This window comes from Psychrobacter sp. M9-54-1, from assembly GCF_016613355.1.
Classification (GTDB): Bacteria; Pseudomonadota; Gammaproteobacteria; order Pseudomonadales; family Moraxellaceae; genus Psychrobacter; species Psychrobacter faecalis.
On sequence record NZ_JADGFW010000016.1, the window covers coordinates 1 to 18,516 of the forward strand.

15 protein-coding genes and 1 pseudogene are annotated in these 18,516 nt (G+C 43.5%); 8 read left to right on the forward strand and 8 right to left on the reverse strand.

What is annotated here, in order from left to right; genetic code table 11:
* Positions 1-70 precede the first annotated feature (70 nt).
* The 7 genes and pseudogenes from rraA (at position 71) to IQ457_RS06985 (ending at position 9,763) form a co-directional block, all read left to right on the forward strand.
* Positions 71-613, forward strand: coding sequence for a ribonuclease E activity regulator RraA (rraA, locus tag IQ457_RS06965; RefSeq protein WP_082894266.1), 543 nt, complete (start codon positions 71-73; stop codon positions 611-613).
* 238 nt (positions 614-851) lie between these two features.
* A complete protein-coding gene (gene mfd, locus IQ457_RS06970) occupies positions 852-4,571 on the forward strand; it encodes a transcription-repair coupling factor (protein ID WP_200662603.1) in 3,720 nt (1,239 codons plus the stop codon).
* A 253-nt stretch (positions 4,572-4,824) separates the two neighbouring features.
* Positions 4,825-5,256: an HIT domain-containing protein gene (locus tag IQ457_RS06975; RefSeq protein ID WP_144296506.1), complete on the forward strand. Its 432-nt coding sequence runs from the start codon at positions 4,825-4,827 to the stop codon at positions 5,254-5,256.
* Between the two features lie 370 nt (positions 5,257-5,626).
* Positions 5,627-5,968, forward strand: a complete 342-nt coding sequence (locus IQ457_RS13575; RefSeq protein WP_242465383.1) for a hypothetical protein — start codon at positions 5,627-5,629, stop codon at positions 5,966-5,968.
* Positions 5,969-7,519 (forward strand): annotated as a pseudogene (locus IQ457_RS06980) (neutral/alkaline non-lysosomal ceramidase N-terminal domain-containing protein).
* Positions 7,495-7,815, forward strand: coding sequence for a neutral/alkaline non-lysosomal ceramidase C-terminal domain-containing protein (locus IQ457_RS13580; RefSeq protein WP_342343309.1), 321 nt, complete (start codon positions 7,495-7,497; stop codon positions 7,813-7,815). The pseudogene IQ457_RS06980 and the gene IQ457_RS13580 overlap by 25 nt, the downstream one beginning before the upstream one ends.
* 517 nt (positions 7,816-8,332) lie before the next feature.
* Entirely contained in the window at positions 8,333-9,763 is a 1,431-nt protein-coding gene (locus IQ457_RS06985) for an adenylate/guanylate cyclase domain-containing protein (protein WP_200662604.1), read from the forward strand.
* Positions 9,764-9,864: 101 nt separating this feature from the next.
* On the opposite strand, the gene fdx is transcribed toward IQ457_RS06985, so the two are convergent.
* The 8 genes from fdx to IQ457_RS07025 all read right to left on the reverse strand — a co-directional run bounded on the left by fdx (position 9,865) and on the right by IQ457_RS07025 (position 17,202).
* The gene (fdx, locus tag IQ457_RS06990; protein WP_200662605.1) at positions 9,865-10,203 is read right to left on the reverse strand and encodes an ISC system 2Fe-2S type ferredoxin; all 339 of its coding nucleotides are present in this window, start codon (positions 10,201-10,203) and stop codon (positions 9,865-9,867) included.
* A gap of 101 nt (positions 10,204-10,304) precedes the next feature.
* A complete protein-coding gene (gene hscA / locus IQ457_RS06995) occupies positions 10,305-12,182 on the reverse strand; it encodes a Fe-S protein assembly chaperone HscA (protein ID WP_200662606.1) in 1,878 nt (625 codons plus the stop codon).
* 169 nt (positions 12,183-12,351) lie between these two features.
* Positions 12,352-12,942 (reverse strand): Fe-S protein assembly co-chaperone HscB, encoded by a 591-nt coding sequence (gene hscB / locus IQ457_RS07000; protein ID WP_200662607.1) that lies wholly within the window; start codon positions 12,940-12,942, stop codon positions 12,352-12,354.
* 187 nt (positions 12,943-13,129) lie between these two features.
* Complete coding sequence (gene iscA / locus IQ457_RS07005; RefSeq protein ID WP_068404485.1) at positions 13,130-13,450, reverse strand: iron-sulfur cluster assembly protein IscA; 321 nt, start codon at positions 13,448-13,450, stop codon at positions 13,130-13,132.
* Positions 13,451-13,676: 226 nt separating this feature from the next.
* On the reverse strand, positions 13,677-14,090 hold the full coding sequence (gene iscU / locus IQ457_RS07010) for a Fe-S cluster assembly scaffold IscU (protein ID WP_068404483.1): 414 nt from the start codon (positions 14,088-14,090) through the stop codon (positions 13,677-13,679).
* Between the two features lie 229 nt (positions 14,091-14,319).
* The gene (locus IQ457_RS07015; protein ID WP_068404481.1) at positions 14,320-15,546 is read right to left on the reverse strand and encodes an IscS subfamily cysteine desulfurase; all 1,227 of its coding nucleotides are present in this window, start codon (positions 15,544-15,546) and stop codon (positions 14,320-14,322) included.
* The gene (locus tag IQ457_RS07020) at positions 15,543-16,055 is read right to left on the reverse strand and encodes an Rrf2 family transcriptional regulator (RefSeq protein ID WP_200662608.1); all 513 of its coding nucleotides are present in this window, start codon (positions 16,053-16,055) and stop codon (positions 15,543-15,545) included. Before IQ457_RS07020 ends, IQ457_RS07015 begins: the two co-directional genes overlap by 4 nt.
* 499 nt (positions 16,056-16,554) lie before the next feature.
* Positions 16,555-17,202: a hypothetical protein gene (locus IQ457_RS07025; protein WP_200662609.1), complete on the reverse strand. Its 648-nt coding sequence runs from the start codon at positions 17,200-17,202 to the stop codon at positions 16,555-16,557.
* Between the two features lie 601 nt (positions 17,203-17,803).
* On the opposite strand from IQ457_RS07025, the gene IQ457_RS07030 reads away from it, so the two are divergent.
* Positions 17,804-18,115, forward strand: a complete 312-nt coding sequence (locus tag IQ457_RS07030) for an HU family DNA-binding protein (RefSeq protein WP_223808465.1) — start codon at positions 17,804-17,806, stop codon at positions 18,113-18,115.
* The last annotated feature ends 401 nt before the right edge of the window (positions 18,116-18,516 follow it).

Sequence of the window (18,516 nt, forward strand, 5' to 3'; positions counted from 1 at the left end):
TTATTACCCCAGCATACTTTTTGATACACCATCGATAATTCAACTATTTAACTTAACAAGGAGCGTCACGATGTCAGATACAGCAGAAACAACCACGATGAATAAAGACAACTTTGTCACTTGTGATTTATTAGATGCCAATCCTGAGTCGCAAGTATGCCTGCCCAATATCGAAGGCAAATCATTTTATAGCTTTGGCGGTAAAGACAGATTTTGCGGTGAAATCGTGACAGTAAAATGCTTTGAAGATAATAGCCGCGTAAAATCTTTATTAAACAGCGATGGCAAAGATAAAGACGGCAATGGCAAAGTCTTGGTCGTTGACGGTGGCGGTTCAATGCGCTGCGCGTTGCTCGGCGATATGATTGCGCAATCAGCGATTGATAATGGCTGGGCAGGGGTGGTGGTATATGGCTGCGTGCGTGATGTAGATGATATGGCGCAAATGGATATCGGCGTCATGGCGCTTGGCTGCATCCCGCGCAAATCAAATCGCCGCGATGAAGGTCAAACCGATATTGAAATCCGCTTTGGTGATTTAACGTTAAACTCAGGTATGTTTGTTTACGCCGATAATAACGGCATTATCGCGAGCGAAAAACCATTAATTTAAAAACAGCTTATACTTTAACAGTAGCTTTATGATTATAACTCTAAAACCTCAGCTTAATCGTTGAGGTTTTTTTATTTAAGTAGCTTGTCGTTATAGATGAATATGCGTTTTTTCAATTGTTTAGTTTTTGGTTTTTTCATAACAAGGCTAAGTGACAAACCGTTACGGCATAAATTTTGGTAATTGCGCAAATATTCGTATAATAGCTTTCTGACTCTTAACGTTGACCCTATCCTTTATGTCTATCACTGCTTTGACCGACGCCTTTGACCCTATTAACCAGCAGTTATTTCCTATCCAGAATGCCGAGCGGCGTTGGCTGGCGCCTGTGCATGGAGCAGTCAGTAGCTTGTGGCTCGCAAGTCTGGTACAAACGCCGCTATGGGATGTGGCTGACCGTCTAAAGGTTGTGGTGACGCGTGACCAAAATCAGCTTAACCAGATAGAGACGGAGTTGGCATTTTGCGGCGTCGATGCTTATGTGTTCCCTGATTGGGAAACGCTGACCTATGATGAGCTGTCTCCGCATCAAGATATCGTTAGCGAACGTATTAATCTGTTAACGGATATGCCAACGTCAGGGGTGTTGTTAATATCGGTACAGGCATTAATGCACCGTGTCGCACCGCCAAGCTGGTTGATAGGGCAGCATTTTGATTTGAGCGTCGGTGATCGATTTGATATCAATACTCAGCGCGAACTATTGGCAAAGGCGGGTTACCGCGCGGTTGAGAACGTCTTTGAGCCGGGCGAATTTGCCGTACGTGGTAGTATCATTGATATCTTTGCCATGGGTCAGCCATTTCCGCTACGCCTAGATTTATTCGACGATGAAATTGAGACCATTCGCTTTTTTAATCCGCAGACCCAGCGCACATTGACCGTTGATGACCTCAAAACCATGATGAGTGGCAACGATAGCAGCATGGGCAAAGAGTCGCTATCGCTGCTGCATAAACTGCCAGATATCTCAAAGCCCATTAAGCAATTCCAAATATTACCAGCTAAAGAGTTTCCGCTTGACGAAGGGCGGGAGACGTTCCGCACCAACTTTGCTGCTATGTTCCCCAATGCCAGTAGCCGCAAATCTGAGCTGCATAAAGATGTCATGGCAGGTATTGCCAGTAGCGGACTTGAGTATTATCAGCCACTGTTTTTTGATTTAAAGGATTGGATGGCAGAAAGTAGTTTGTTTTCCTATTTGCCAAGCGATGCGCTGTTTATCACGGATGAGCTGATTAACGAAAAGCAGGCAGATTATTGGTCACAAATTCAGCGCCGTTATGAAGAGCGCCGTCACGATATCGACAAGCCTATCGTTGCGCCTGAATTGTTGTATCTACTATCAAATAGTCTAAACGAGCATCTTAATCATTATCCGCGAGTGATATTGAGTGCGCGTAATGAGCTTGCGACCATGACTGATGTCGCTGCGATCGACAGCATTGATAACGATGACGCAACCTTAGCGTCTGAGCAACTATCGCTGACGCCAAAAAAACAGGGGCTAGTGACGCTAAGTGCGCAAGAGCCGCCACAACTATCAGTCAATCATCAAAAAGCCGAACCCCTTAGCGAACTGTTAGCGTTTTTAGAGTTGCAAGCGCAAACAGCAACACCTGTATTAATTGTGGCAGAAACGGCGGGACGGCGTGAAATTCTGATTGAACTGTTTAAAGGCAAAATAGATATTAAAGCTTATGATAGCTTTGAGGCATTTTTAGCAGCGGATAAATCGAAGAATAATAGTAATAAGTTACCGCAAGTCGGATTGACCATTGCGCCTATTGAACGCGGCGTTTACGTCCCTGAGCGCTTGGTGGTGATTAGTGAGACGCAATTATTTGGCCGGCAAGTGCTGCAAACGCGTCGTCGCCGGCAAAGTGGGGTATCAGAAGAGTTCTTGGTTAAAAGCGTCACCGAAATCACCGAAGGCAGTCCAGTGGTGCATATCGAGCATGGTATTGGGCGTTACAATGGCCTGATTACGCTCGATGTCGGCGATGGTGAGCAAGAGTTTATCCACCTAAAGTACGCTGATGACGCCAGTATCTATGTACCGGTTGCCAATTTACAAATGATTAATCGCTATAGTGGCGGAGATCCAGCGCTTGCGCCATTACATAAAATTGGCAGCGGTAAATGGGATAAAGCCAAGCAAAAGGCGCTTGAGCAAATCCATGACGTGGCGGCCGAACTGCTTAATATGCAAGCACGGCGCGAAGCGAAAGTCGGTATTCATTTTAAAATCGACCCATCACAGTATGAGTTATTTGCCAGTCAATTTGCCTTTGAAGAAACGCCGGATCAAGCCAATGCCATTCATGCAGTCATGGAAGACATGCGGCAGAACCAGCCGATGGATCGTCTTATTTGCGGTGATGTCGGTTTTGGTAAAACAGAAGTCGCTATGCGTGCGGCGTTCATTGCGGTGAGTGCCGGTTATCAAGTGGCGGTGTTGGTGCCGACAACCTTGCTCGCCGGTCAGCATGAAGACAATTTCCGTGACCGTTTCGCTGATTGGCCGGTACGTATCGAAACCTTGTCACGCTTTGGTGGTAAAAAGCATCAAGATACGGTGTTAACAGACCTCGCAGCGGGCAAGGTCGATATTGTTATCGGTACGCATAAACTTCTGCAACCTGATGTGAAGTTCTCTAATTTGGGTTTAATGATTGTCGATGAAGAACATCGTTTTGGCGTACGCCATAAAGAGCGTATCAAGGCGATTCAGACCGACGTCGATAGTATGTCAATGACCGCGACTCCAATCCCTAGAACGCTTAATATGGCGCTCTCAGGGATGCGTGATATGTCGATTATTGCCACCCCGCCTGCACGTCGTCTGGCGATTAAAACCTTTGTCATGCAAAAGACCGATGCCTTATTAAAAGAAGCCATCTTGCGTGAGCTACTACGTGGCGGACAGGTTTATCTATTGCATAATGATGTCGCCAGTATTGAGCGTATGGCAGAGACCGTCCGTGAACTGGTGCCTGAAGCACGAGTAGGGGTGGCGCATGGGCAAATGCAAGAGCGCCAACTTGAGCAAGTGATGCAGCAGTTTTATCATAAAAAGTTCAACGTGCTGATATGCTCGACCATTATCGAAACCGGTATTGATGTACCCAATGCCAATACTATTATCATTGAGCGCGCCGATAAGTTTGGCTTGGCGCAATTGCATCAGCTGCGAGGTCGCGTTGGTCGTAGTCATCATCAAGCCTATTGTTATTTGCTCGTACCTTCTATCAAAGGGCTTAAAGGCGATGCCAAACGCCGTCTGCACGCGATTGAACGCGCCAATACGTTGGGTGCAGGCTTTATGCTGGCAAGCGAAGACTTGGAGATTCGCGGCGCGGGTGAAATCCTTGGTAAACAGCAAAGCGGTAACATGCAAGCGATTGGCTTTAGCTTATATATGGATATGCTTGAGCGCGCAACCAAGGCGATTAAAGCCGGTAAAGAGCCAGATTTGAGTACGCCGCTGTCATTGACCAGTGAAATCAATTTGCACAGCTCAGCGCTAATACCAGAAGAATATTTGCACGATGTGCATCAGCGTTTATTGTTTTACAAACGTATTAGTAATGCTGATGATAAAGAAGCCTTGACCGATATCCGTACTGAAATGATTGACCGTTTTGGGACATTACCCGACCAGACTAAGCAATTATTTGCTATTCATGGACTGCGTATACAAGCTGAACCCTTAAAGATTAATAAGATTGATGCCAATAGCAGCAGCCTAACACTGGAATTTGCGCCTGATACGCCAGTCGATGCTTTAGCGATTATTCAGCTGATTCAAAAAGACGGTCGGCGCTATCGTATGAATGGCGCATCTGGTATACGCTATCAGGATGCCAATAAGCTGGCAACGCCGCAGCAGCGTGTCAGCGTCATTCAAGAACTGTTGCGCTATTTTAGCGAGCATACAGTGACAGAGTCTGCCTAGCTTTGTTTGTTTATATCGTTAAACTAAGCACATTTACGAAATCGTTTAAGTACAGCAAACTCTATACCTTAAGACAATCAGTCACGGCGCTATTTTATCGCTTGGATAACTGATAAAATAGCGACATCTTATATTTAGCCTGCTGTTTCTTTAAGCATAATGTTTTAAGCGTATTATATTTCAGTAAACTCAGTTCTGCTTTTCTGTATTTTAATTCCTTTTATTTGAGCGTCATAACAAGAGAACCGTCATTATGTTCCAACTTCATCATAAACTTGCAGCCGACAGTTTTTTAGTGGGTGATTTCCCATTATCAACCTGTCGTTTAATCAATGATTGTCAGTTTCCATGGTTAATATTGGTACCGCGGGTATCAGGTATCAAAGAATTGTACGAGCTATCTGAGGCAGACCAAGCGCAGTTTTTGCGTGAGTCGAGCTGGTTATCAAGCCAACTTGCTAAGACTTTCCAAGCAGATAAAATGAATGTCGCTGCCCTCGGTAATCAAGTACCGCAGCTACATTTTCATCATATCGTCCGCTATCAAAACGATATGCAATGGCCAAATCCAGTATGGGGCATTCCTGCCGTTCCTTATACCAAAGAAGTGTTGGCGCAAATGCAGCAAACGCTGATGATGGCGCTGCGTGGTCATCACCAAATGCCGTTCGATTGGCAAATGTAGTTAAGCTTTAGATAATGGTTGATAAATGTGACTTTAGTACTTTTTATTTAAGTCGTTTTATCTAAGCCATCTTATTTAAGTAAGTATGCTCAAAGTAAAATCATAGTAAAGTGGTTTTTAAGGGCAATTGAAGGTTTGGTTGCTATAAAATATTTTACATTTGTTTGTTAATCGTTATATTAGAGAGTGGGTTGGTTAAATGGATATAGCCAACTTATGTACTCGCAGTCGTTTTCGTGGATTGATGTACATTGGTAGTTATCAATATCAATAGTTATCATTGATTAAGCGCGCATCACAGGTTGCGGGATATTTAATCTTAGACTGAGATACTTCAGTTGAAGATTTTACTCTATGTTAAGGATAACAAATGGCTACTTCCTCTATCGCACCTCCACTATTACGACCTTTTATGTTACTCATCTCTATTTGTACCACTGTATTGAACCTAACGGCATGTGAGACGGATTCAACGGAGTCTGCTTCAACACAGTCGGCATCCATACAATCTGTGGCAGCCTTGTCCGATTCGAGGCCAACCATTAGCGAAAACGCTACTGCCGCAGCGGACAGCTCTGTCACGTTAAATCGTAGCGCTTCTGCTATGTCTATGCGAGCGATGCCGACAAGTCAGTATCTCGTTGGTAGTGGTAAGGCAGATATCACCGGAGCTGCTGCCGAAACTGGCATGTTTGGTTATGCGGCGGGGTAGGTGGTACAAGGTATCAACGACCGTTTGTACTCTTATGCTTTTATTATCGGCGAAGCGGACAAAAATACGGGCAAACGCGTCGTCTATGTATCAGCAGATATGGGCGCGATGTTTACCGCGGTAAAACTTGAGGTCATTAAACGTCTAAAAGCGGATTATGGTGACTTATATAACGATGACAATGTCATGCTCACCGCCACTCACACCCATGGGGGTAACGCCGGCTACTCACATCAGCAGCTGTATCAAATTGCCAGTACCGATGACACGCTAGCAGGCTATAGCAGCCAAAACTTCAATGCTATCGTCAATGGTATTGTCACCTCAATTAAACGCGCTCACGCTACCTTGACGCCAGGGACGCTATCTTTGGCGCAAGGCGAGCTAAAGGGTGCGACAGTCAATCGCTCGGATTTTGCCTATAACAATAATAACGACGTCAAAGATTTTGATAGTAATGTCAATGAAACCATGACCCAGCTGCGTCTTAATGACGCCGATGGCACCCCAGTGGGTCTGATCAATTGGTTTGCGCTGCATCCAACGAGTTTTAGTAATAAATTTATGCACCTAAGTGCTGATAACAAAGGCTTTACTCAGCGCGGCGCGGAAAAGATTTTTGGCGGAGCATCAGACAAGCCGTTTGTCGCAGCTTTTGCCAATGCTGATGAAGGCGATATGCTGGCGGCAGGTTGTAATGCCAATTCTAAACCGGGCTTTCAGGGTAGTGATAACGAGTGGGAAAATGTCAGACGGGATGGGCAGATGCAGCTGGATAAAGCGGTTGAGCTTTGGCATCAAGGCATGCCGGTTATTGGGCTCGTGGACGTACGCGCGCGCTGGATTGACTTAAAGGGCTATCAGGTCGATGGTAAATTCACCAATGGCGCAGGCAATAAAGTCTTATGTATGCCAGCTCGTGGTTACTCGTTTGCCGCTGGCGGGGAGAATGGCCCCTCGAACATACCTGGTATGTATGAGGGCATGACCCGAGAAAATTTCCGTATCAATGACGATATCAATAAAGTCGATCAATCGTTTTTGGGCAGTTTAACGCGCGGCGCGTTTGGTATAGTATCAACCGTCAGCCAAGATGATTGTCAGGCGGAAAAACAAGTCTTATTGCCAACGGGAAGCTGAAGCTGGGGCTGGATTAATACTCAGCAGCCGGTGCAACTGATGCGTATCGGTAATATCACTCTCGTTGCCATCCCTGCCGAGCCGACGACCATGGTTGGACGCCGGATGCGCGCTGCCGTGCTTGCTCAACTACAAGACTCGGGGGTTGATACCGTTATTATTAATGGTTTGGCGAATAACTATAGCGGCTATTTGAGCACGCGCGAAGAATTTGCTACTCAGCGTTACGAAGGCGCGTCTACTGAGTATGGTCCATATCAAATCGCTGCTTATATCCAAGAATACACGCGGCTGGCTGAAGCGCTGCGTGATGGTATAGAAGTCTATGACAGCGCCACACCGCCTGATCGCTCAGGCAAATCCTTTAATGAGCGGCCAGGCCAGGGGTGGTCTTCGACGATAAGCCTTTAAAACAAACTTGGGGACAAACCCTCACTCAGCCTAAAACCAGTTATCAAAAGGGTGACATTGCTACGGCAGTATTCCGCGGTGCTCATCCCAAAAATAATCTACGTACCGAAGACAGTTTCTTAAAAGTGCAGCGTCTTGACAATGGTAAATGGGTCCATTATCTGAGTGATAGTGATTTTGATACCACTTATACGTGGCAGCGCGAAGGAGCGGCTTATAGTAAAGCCATCATTGATTGGCGAATAGCTAAGGACACCCCAGCAGGCACTTATCGATTGACCCATCAAGGCGACTAGAAGAGCAGTTGGACGCATAAAATTAAGCCTTATTCAGGCGTTTCTAATAGTTTTAGTGTGCAATAATTACCTTATTCAAATAGTTGTTGAGTATGGGCTTATATTTATTTTTCACTTCACAAAAGTCAGATAGATGTTATCTGGCTTTTTTGTCTTTGTCATGGTTATTAACTCAAGTCGTTTTTAATGCAAATAGTTTTTATTAATCATGAGCTTTACACTGCTTTTTATGGCTAATAAGCGACAAGTGGTATGCTTTTACTTACCAGTGTCCTAGGTAAGAAGGCATTAAAGCCGTATAATAGGTAGATTTCCTATCTACTTATATTATCAAGTGTTGATAAAGCGTTTTACTTATTAATGTATTTACTTGCTAAGTTAAGGGCTTAGCAACCTGAAAGCTTATTAACCTAAGTACTTATTAATCTAAAGACTGCGCAAAAACATATGTTGATAGAAAATCCGCTTTAATTTTTATTCAAACCTTCGACAGTTTTCCTTTAAGCGAACCTTGACTATGGTATTTTTTGAAACCACAAGCCCAAAGATTCCTGTACAGGGTGGTAGTAATAGCAATGCCTATCGATTTGATTATCCAGAAATTTTTGTTTTAATACTAACGGTTATATTGCTCGCAATACATTACAACTTTAGTCCGACGTCGATGGCGCTCGCTGTCGTGGTTTGTCTGCCGAGTTTGCTGATTTTAATCTATAACTATCGCTGGCCAGCCAGTTTTTGGACGTCTAACATTGTTATTATTTTATCTTCAGCGGTCATAGGTTCGATACAGTTTTGTGCAGTGATTTCGCTCAGTCTAGCAGCGCTCATCGGTATGCGAATTATTCTTAGTAGCCCTGAAAACCATCTTAAACTTCTCGCTGCATCAGTAGTGACGGTCATTGTCTTTTATTACGTCAGTGTGACTTTAAATAGTACTGAGATGGACTGTCACGACAGCTTTGTTACCCCTGCGGTGTTATTGGCCAGTATGATTGTGATACTGTGCCATTTTCGCCATGTTTATCGTGATTATGTAGATTATAAAGCGCGAGCGCGGCAAGCGGCTGGACGTTTAAATACCATGGTTTCTGTCATTAATAAACTGACGCGCTTTGTACCGCCGCAAGTTTGGGAACCAATCGTTAAATCTGACAGTCCCGTTAGCGTCGAAAATAAACGTGCCAAGCTGACGATGATGTTTTCAGATATTGTCGGCTTTACAGAATTGTCCGATAGTTTGAGCGCTGACAATTTGGCGGACATTCTAAATACCTATATGCACTGTATGACGTTAATCGCCAATAAGCACGGCGCGGTGTTGGATAAGTTTATCGGCGATGGGATGGTGTGCTTTTTTGGCGAGCCGAACAGTCGAGGGCCGCGCCAAGATGCGCTCGATTGTGTGGCAATGGCGATAGATATGCGCCGTGAAATGCGCACTTTACGGCAAAAATGGCGGCTGCTCGGTTTCGAGGGTTTGTATATTCGTATTGGTATTGCCACTGGCTACTGTCACGTCGGCAATTTTGGCAGTAATAACCGTTTGAGCTATACGCTGATTGGTAAAGAGGCCAACCTTGCGTCAAGGCTTGAGGCAGTCGCGGGTAAAGGCCAGATATTTATTAGCGAAAGTACCCATGACTATATTTCGCATGATTATGACTGTGAATATGTCGGTGCTTTTCAGCTCAAAGGTTTTGATAATAAGGTAAGCGCGTGGCAAGTACGCGACCCCGATGAAAATAAAGGTCAGTTGTCAAAATGGGTGGATCATACGCTACCTGGTTTTAATTTGCATTTGAACTTTAAAGACATGCAAAATAATGACTATCAAGATATCAGAAATCGCTTGAATCTAGCCCTTGCCCGTATCGAGCAAGAAGAGCAAGCAGCGCTGCTTGAGATAGTAGCAGAAAGTAAGCAGGAAAATATCAGTCATAATTAGGTACAGATTGATTGCGACTTGAAAGTATTTATAAAAATAAAAATCCAGTTATTTATCATAACTGGATTTTTTAGTTTCATTTCATGGTTCAGCTTTATTATTTAATGATTTTCTTTCGCATGGTTTAAGGTGTATTTAGGAATCTCAATCGTTAAATCGTCATCTTCAAGCATCACTTGGCACGATAGGCGTGAATCAGGCTCCAGACCCCACGCGCGGTCCAATAAATCCGCTTCGATATCGTCCATCTCATCTAAGGTGTTAAAGCCTTTACGTACCACGACATGGCAAGTGGTACAGGCTTTTGACATCTCACAAGCATGTTCAATCTTGATGCCTTTTTCAAGTAGCGCTTTACATAAGTTTTTGCCCGATTCTAGCTCGACTTCGGTGCCTTCTGGGCAGATTTCATGATGAGGTAATATTGTAATTTTTGGCATAAGTTGTTTGTCCGCTGCTAATCAATTAAAAAATAAAAAGGGTCAACCTAGTACAGTTGCTAAGTGAGTGTCTTAAGCGCATAGCGTATACATGGTATTTGCTACCAATCTTGCGCACTGGTGCCTGACATGCTGGCTTTTACGCTTTGATTCATAATACGCGCCGCAAAAGCATCACTATGTGGTTTGAGTTTGGCTTGTGCGTCTTCGATAACGGCTAAATCATCCGTGCTAAGCGCCGTTTGTAGGGCTTGCATGCTTTCGGTTAATGACTGCTGATCTTCAGATGAGATTAAAGCAGAAAACTCATTAAGCGCCGACTGTAGCGCCAGTAACTCACGTTCCGCTTCTACTTTGGTCTCGATTAAAGAGCGCGCATTTTTGTCTTCTTCCGCGTATTTAAAGCCTGCGATCAATAATTGCTCTTTTTGCTCATCAGACAAACCATAAGAAGGCACAATCTCAATTTTACTTTCGGTCTTAGTGGTTGTTTCTTGCGCACTGACGGTCAGCTGGCCATTGGCATCAATACTAAAGGTCACTTCAATACGCGCAAAGCCTGCTTTCATAGGCGGAATGCCGTATAGCTCAAAGCGCCCAAGTGAACGGCAGTTCTCGACTGTCTCACGCTCGCCTTGTACCACGTGAATGACCATGCCCGTCTGACCATCTTGATAAGTGGTAAAGACTTGGCGTTTCTTAACTGGAATGGGGGTGTTACGCGGTATTAGGACTTCAACTAAGCCGCCCATAGTTTCAAGACCAAGCGATAATGGCGTCACATCAAGCAGTAATAAGCTGTTATCACTGTCACCATTGACCAATTGGTGTGCGGTTTGGGCAGCGCCTAAGGCCACGACTTCATCTGGATTTAAGCGGCAAAGTGGCTCTCTTGCAAAAAAATTTGCGACTACTTGTTGAATCGCAGGCATACGTGTCGAGCCACCAACCAAAATGACTTCATCTAAATCGGCGGCAGACAACTTAGCATCACGTAGCACTTGCTCGCAGACGCTTAATGTACGGCGACTGACAGGCTCTGCAATTGTTATCAAATCGTCGCGGCGTAACACACCTCGAAAAGAGCGCTCATTGACAACAATGTCGATATCGACTTGCTCAGCATCGGTCAATGCTTGTTTATAGCTTTTTGCTTGCTGAGCAAGTATGGATTTGTCGTGCAGGCTCACGTCTTTAGGGTCAATATTTAACTGCTTAATCAGCCAATTGGTCAATAAGCGATCGATATCATCACCGCCAAGCGCACTATTGCCGCCCGTCGCTAATACTTCGAATACGCCATCGCTAAGCTTTAATATAGACACATCAAAGGTGCCACCGCCTAAATCATAGATGAGGTAGTAGTTTTCACTCTTGTCAGTGTTAGGCTGATCAAGACCGTAGGCAACGGCGGCCGCGGTTGGCTCATTTAATAAACGCAAAACGTTAATACCAGCAGCTTGTGCGGCATCTTTGGTGGCTTGACGCTGCGCTTCATCAAAATAGGCGGGCACAGTAATCACCGCACCTTGTATGCTGTCATCTGGCAAAGCGCTTGCGGCACGTTGCTCTAGCGCGGCTAAAATACGCGCTGACACTTCAACAGGAGAGACTTCACCTTGCGCCGTCACAAAAGCTGGCATGGCATCTTCGCTGCCACTTAACTCATAGGGATGGGAGAATTTAATATCGGCTTGACTACGGCCCATAAAGCGCTTAGCCGAGACGATGGTATTTTTTGGATCATCTGCTAAATGGGTAAGGGCATCATAGCCAACTAAAGGCTTGCCAGCACTTGGATAGTAGACCACCGACGGCAACAAAGTATCGGTCGTTGTATCGGCTTGCAAAACTTGCGCCTTGCCTGAGCGTACCACAGCGACCAATGAGCGCGTCGTACCAAGGTCAATTCCTAGGCCAAAACGATGCTGGTGAGGTTGGGCACTTTGATTGGGTTCGGCAATTTGCAATAAAGACATAAGAAAACTCAAAGATAAAATGAATTAAGAGAAATGGTACAAATACAATATATGGTTGACTAGTATTTAATGTTTACAATTATACGGCATAGTAGTGGTTATTTTAACCTTAGCTACATATAGGCTTGTTACCCGCGAAGTTAAACAATTCAAATGAATTAGTATGACGTTAAACATATAAATCATCGTCATCTAAATGCTCAGCAGAAGCGACTTCATCAAGCCCCGTAGTAACATCGGCATCTAATTTCACCAAAAATTTTAATTTTTGCGTGGCATCAATCGCCGTTTGCCAATCTTGGCTCTGATAAGCACTATCAAAACGCTCAGATTGTTTATTTAGACGCACGGTAATCTGCGGATTTAGTTGCTTTAGCACGGCAAGCTCTTTGCCTTCAATCGCATCGTCCAAATCCATACGCATTTGCATCGCATCTTCTAAGAAGTCCAAGTCGGCAATAGAATGCTCTAAGTTTTGCGCTTGCCCAGCGATATCTAACAAATAGCTGGCGCGACTGTCAGGGTCTCTTAACGTTTGATAAGCTTGGTTAATCAGCGCAGAAGCTTGCTCTGATTGCTGCCTAGCTTGTGCGCTATCCGCTACATTTTTGCTATCAGCGACAAGATTGTCCGGATGATAACGTTTTTGTAGCAGACGCAGCTGTTGATCAAGGCGCTCTTGGTTGACCGCAAACTGTACAGGTTGCTCAAAAAGAGCAAAGAAGTTATCAAACTGTGCGTCTGGCGTGATGTCTGTCATAGCGTCTACCTTTGTTTTTATTTATTCTTGTGAAGACTTGCTTTTACTTATGCACTGTTTTGTTTACTGTCTGTTTTAAATACTGGTCTTTTAAAGTTCAGTACTTACTCAGTATCTAAGCGCTAACTCAGGTTTTAGGTGCTAAGCGCTCGTATATCAATCGTTTAGCGCGCTTTGGTTTAGAGCTTTAGACGGTAAACGATTCACCGCAGCCACATTCACCTTTTTGATTGGGATTGGTGAATTTAAAGCCTTCATTGAGACCTTCTTTTTCATAATCCATTACTAAGCCATCTAAATAAACCAAGCTTTTAGGATCAATAAAAATATTGACGCCACGGCTTTCATAACGGGTGTCGTTTTCGTCAGGCGTGTCAACAAACTCTAGCACGTAAGCCAAGCCTGAGCAGCCCGCTGTACGAATGCCTACTCGAATGCCTTCACCTTTACCGCGATTGTCCAAAAAGTCTTGAACATGCTGAGCGGCGCGTTCTGTCATTTCAATCATGCCAACTCCCATTGACTATCAATAATTGAGATAATAATTGCGGCAAAAGCGTTTTTATCAACACCACTGCCAATAAAGCGTTAAAAATAAATAAAAGGTGACAATTACATGAGCGTTATTGTCACCTTAGGGGCGTTAGTAGCTTCTAACGTCGTATTACTCATGTTTGTTTTCAAATTCGCTACTTGCGCCTATTATATAAATAAGCGCAAGGCTTTATATAAATTTAGCTGGTTGCTTCTTCTGTTACTGCCGCAGCTGTACCATGCTTACCTTTATAGTCGCTAATGGCGGCTTTAATGGCGTCTTCTGCAAGGACTGAGCAATGCACTTTTACCGGTGGTAATGCCAATTCTTCAGCGATATCCATATTTTTGATCTCGCCAGCTTGGTCCAAGCTTTTGCCTTTTAGCCACTCGGTGACAAGCGAGCTTGAAGCAATCGCTGAACCGCAGCCATAGGTTTTAAAGCGTGCATCTTCGATGATACCGTTGTCATCGACTTGGATTTGTAGGCGCATCACATCGCCACAGGCTGGGGCGCCAACCATACCCGTACCAACGTTTTTGGCATTTTTGTCAAGATTGCCGACGTTGCGTGGGTTTTCGTAATGATCAATAACTTGGTCACTATAGGCCATGGGGTTTTCTCCTAGTTAGATGATGAGTAGCCACTTAAATGTTAAGTTATATAAGTAACTTTCCAAATAACTCACTTATTAAGTTTAAATGTCTGTCTACTCATCGATAATTGGGGTCAAACACATATTATAAAAATGCTATTTATAATTGTCTGATGAATTATTTGGTTTAATGCTTATACCTGATAACCATTAAACCTTTTTACTATTAAAATTTTATGAATAAATATTAATGCTCAGACCATTCTACCGAGTCTAAATCAACGCCTTCTTGATACATATCCCAAAGTGGCGATAGGGCGCGTAATTTGTCTACCGCTTCATGCATCTGTTTTACCACGGTATCGATATCTTCTTCGGTGGTATAACGACCAAAGCTAAAGCGGATTGAACTATGGGCCAACTCATCTGGGCGACCGATGGCGCGCAATACATACGATGGCTCAAGCGTCGCTGAAGTACAGGCTGAACCTGATGAAACCGCCAAGTCTTTTAGCGACATCATCAGTGACTCGCCTTCAACAAAGTTAAAGCTGATGTTAATGATGTTAGGCACGCTGTTCTCTAAATCACCGTTTAGATAAATCTCTTCAATATCTTGTAGACCGTCCCACAGTTTTTGGCGCAGCTTTGCCACATGAGCATGGTCTTCTTCATAACGCTCATTGGCCAATGCAAATGCCGCACCTAGCCCAACAATTTGGTGCGTCGGCAAAGTACCTGAACGCATACCGCGCTCATGACCACCACCATGCTGCTCAGCTTTTAGGCGAATACGAGGTTTACGGCGAACAAATAGCGCACCGATACCTTTAGGGCCATACGCTTTATGACCTGAAAAACTCATCAAGTCAATTTTCATCTCTTCAAGATTAACAGGTATTTTACCAACAGACTGCGCACCATCGACATGGAACACAACGCCTGCTTTTCGAGTGATCTCACCAATCGCGGCAACATCGGTAATGGTACCAAGCTCATTATTAACCATCATCAATGACACTAAAATCGTATCATCACGTAGTGCTTCTTGCACTTGCTCTGGCAAAATCAAGCCCGTACCAGCTTGTGGCTCAAGGTAAGTAATCTCAAAACCTTCTTGTTCAAGCTCACGGCAAGTATCTAATACCGCTTTATGCTCAATTTTACTGGTAATGATGTGCTTGCCGCGCGACTGATAAAAATGTGCCGCACCTTTAATAGCTAGGTTATCTGATTCTGTCGCGCCCGAGGTAAAGACGATTTCGCGTGGATCCGCATGAATCACTTCAGCGACTTGCTGACGAGCCGTTTCTACCGCTTCTTCTGCTTGCCAGCCATAGCCATGTGAGCGTGATGCTGGGTTACCAAAGATGCCGTCTACTGTCAGATATTCGCTCATCTTGGCAGCGACTGACTTAGCAACTGGCGTAGTGGCGGCATAATCTAAGTATATAAGGTTGTTATGTTGGCTCATGCTGGGTTTGCCTCGCTGGTCGATAGGGTAATAGTATTGATGTCTTTCATAGAAGTTTCTTTTGGAAAAGAGAGGTGCTGACGGTCTGAGACTGACTGCACGTGTTCCATGTCTAATAATTGCGCTAATGTTATATTTTTCAAGTATTGTTCGACATGATTTGATAAAGCGCACCATAAATCATGCGTTAGGCACATTGTACCACTTTGACAATCACCGCGTCCGCCGCACTGCATCGCATCGACAGATTCATCGACGGCAGAAATGATGCTCATCACATCAATCTGATCAAGCGGCTTGGCTAAATGATAACCGCCTGCCGCGCCGCGGATACTGGTGACCAAACCGCGCTTACGAAGCTTGGAAAATAACTGTTCAAGATAAGAGATAGATATCGATTGCCGCTTAGCAATGTCAGATAAAGAGACGGCGCTGTCTTGTTGGCTGGTTTGCAAAGCCAAATCAAGTAAAGCGGTCACGGCGTATCTGCCTCGAGTAGTCAAACGCATGTGTTATCTCCAATCCTTTTTATAAAAAGTTTATTTAACAACGAACTTAGTCTTGTCGTATTCCAAAAGTGCATGGTTATCAATAGGTTCTTTATAGATTTAATAGATTTATAATCGACTTATTGGCCGCTGACGGTTAGTAACTCGCCGTACTTGCGCTTCTATTTAGGAAAATCATCTATCGACTAAGTGGTGTCTTGTCGCTATTAAACAGCAGATGGTTTACCCGATGTGTGCAACGATGGGGTAATTATACTCAATCCCGAGTAATTTAGTCAAGATTAAAGTGTGGTTGAATGGTGAGTGCGACTTATTCCTATCATTGATAAAAACAATGATAGGAAATATTAAGGCTTAAAAGAGAATAAATACGCGAACGCGCAGGATATGAATTACAGAAGGGATGCAAGAGCGCTTAACAAGCCTACATCCTATTAAACGCGATACAAGGTTAGAAAAATAACTTTAAAAACACGTTATCACTGCAGTTAGTAAGGCATTAGGTCATGATAAATAAAGCAATAATGGCAGCGATAGCGATTACCGCAAAAATAATTGCGATAATGATAAAGGTCTTCTGCTTGCTTTGCAGTTCTTTAACCGTGGTTTCAAGTTCACGGTTTTTAATGGTCAAGGTGTTGATTTGAGTTTGCTGCTCCTTAATACGCAGCTTATAACTCTCCTTTTTTTCTGCCATTTCGGCTTCAGTAGGTTTGGTCTTACTTTTACCGCCCTTAATCTTTTTAATCAGCCCTTGAATTAAGCTACCAAAACCAAGCTGCATAATAAACTGCTTGACCAGCTGTACTTGCACCGCCTCACCGCGCATTTGCAGCTTTTCAGTCGACTCAGTATCGTGGGTGATGATGGCGTTAATCACCTGAACGCTATAAGCGTTGATAATAACGTCAGGCTCACTACGGCCGATAGGCAATCTATCGTCTAATAACACCCCTTTGGTAGTAAAGGTAGCGAAAACCTCTACATGAGGCAAGTATAACCTAAGCGCGACGACCGTCTCTTGCTTAGCGAGTGGATAAGCGGCTTTACGGAGTTCTGGGTCTAAACGTAACAGCAGGGTCAGCGCCGACTCGATAAACACCAATATGATATTAAGAAAAGAGTGAGACAACGTAGAACGCTTCATGTAAATAATCCGTTTTTATTGTTTAAGTTAAAGATAAAAGGACAAACAAATATCAAAATCAACCCAAAATGTACAATGCAATCGCGCTTATAGTAACGCCTTTAGTATAAAAAGTAACGCACGTTTCTGTCAGTTGGTCAGTCACTACCTTATAATTTGCTCATCTATAAAGACACCAAAATTTATGACTGGTAATGCATTAGTTGGGCTTGGCAGCCGTTTTTCGATCCAAGTTTATGCTTTAGTTTTTAATTTTGCTTGTTAGTATAAAAACTGAGTTTTGGCACCTGCATCATATTTGAGTATTTAGGTTATAAAGGCAAAATGCATAAAAGAGCCAATACAAAGATAGGTGCTTTATTTGATAGGTGCTTTATTTCGTTAAATTCTATAAGCTAAAGTAGCGATTTAATAGAAAATTTGCAGCAGTTTTAAGTAACATTGAGTGTCAAATACGTAGTAGAGTGCACAAAAATATGTAAAATCGCTTGCGCTCCTTATGCTGCCTTGATATAAAGGCGTTAACAAAGCGAAACCTGTTTATGCGTGAGGCCAGTGGTTTTTATTGCTTAAGTACTCTGAGAGCGATACAATACTTGGCGTGAGCGTTTTTTACCCCCTAAAACTTGAAGGAAATTTTATGAATAAGTCAGAATTAATTGATAGTATCGCCGAAAAAAGTGGTCTAAATAAAACTCAAGCTGGCGAAGCTTTGAATGCAGTAATGGAAAGTGTTGGTGAAGCGCTAGAAGCTGGCGACAGCATCTCATTGGTTGGTTTTGGTACTTTTAGCGTAAAAGACCGTAAAGCGCGTACTGGCCGTAACCCTAAGACTGGTGAAGAACTTAGCATTCCAGCAAGCAAAGTACCAAGCTTTAAAGCCGGTAAAAACCTAAAAGAGCGTTTAAACTAAGCCGCTTTGTTTAAGCTGTACTCTTTTTAGCTATTCTATAATAAGATAATCAAATGCTCGTTGACGACGTGATACACGAATAAAAACAGCGTTGGTTGGCAGTAAAACAATAGATAGCAACTCATGACTTAACGATTCATTAAATCATGAGCGAATGAGCAAAAAAGCACCTAGAGATTAGGTGCTTTTTTTAATGCTGGAATTTGTAGCTTTAAGTGGCAATAGTCGCCTGAATATTTTGAGTATATATCAAAAATCACGTATCATAGGGCGCGCGATAGCGGTGTTGTATAAACAAGTATTTTTATTAAATCTTGTTATAAACTTCGTCAATCAGCCTTATTTTACAGCGATAAAATGCACACGTTCTTCTTCTTACCATTGCCTGCTTATACAGCGTT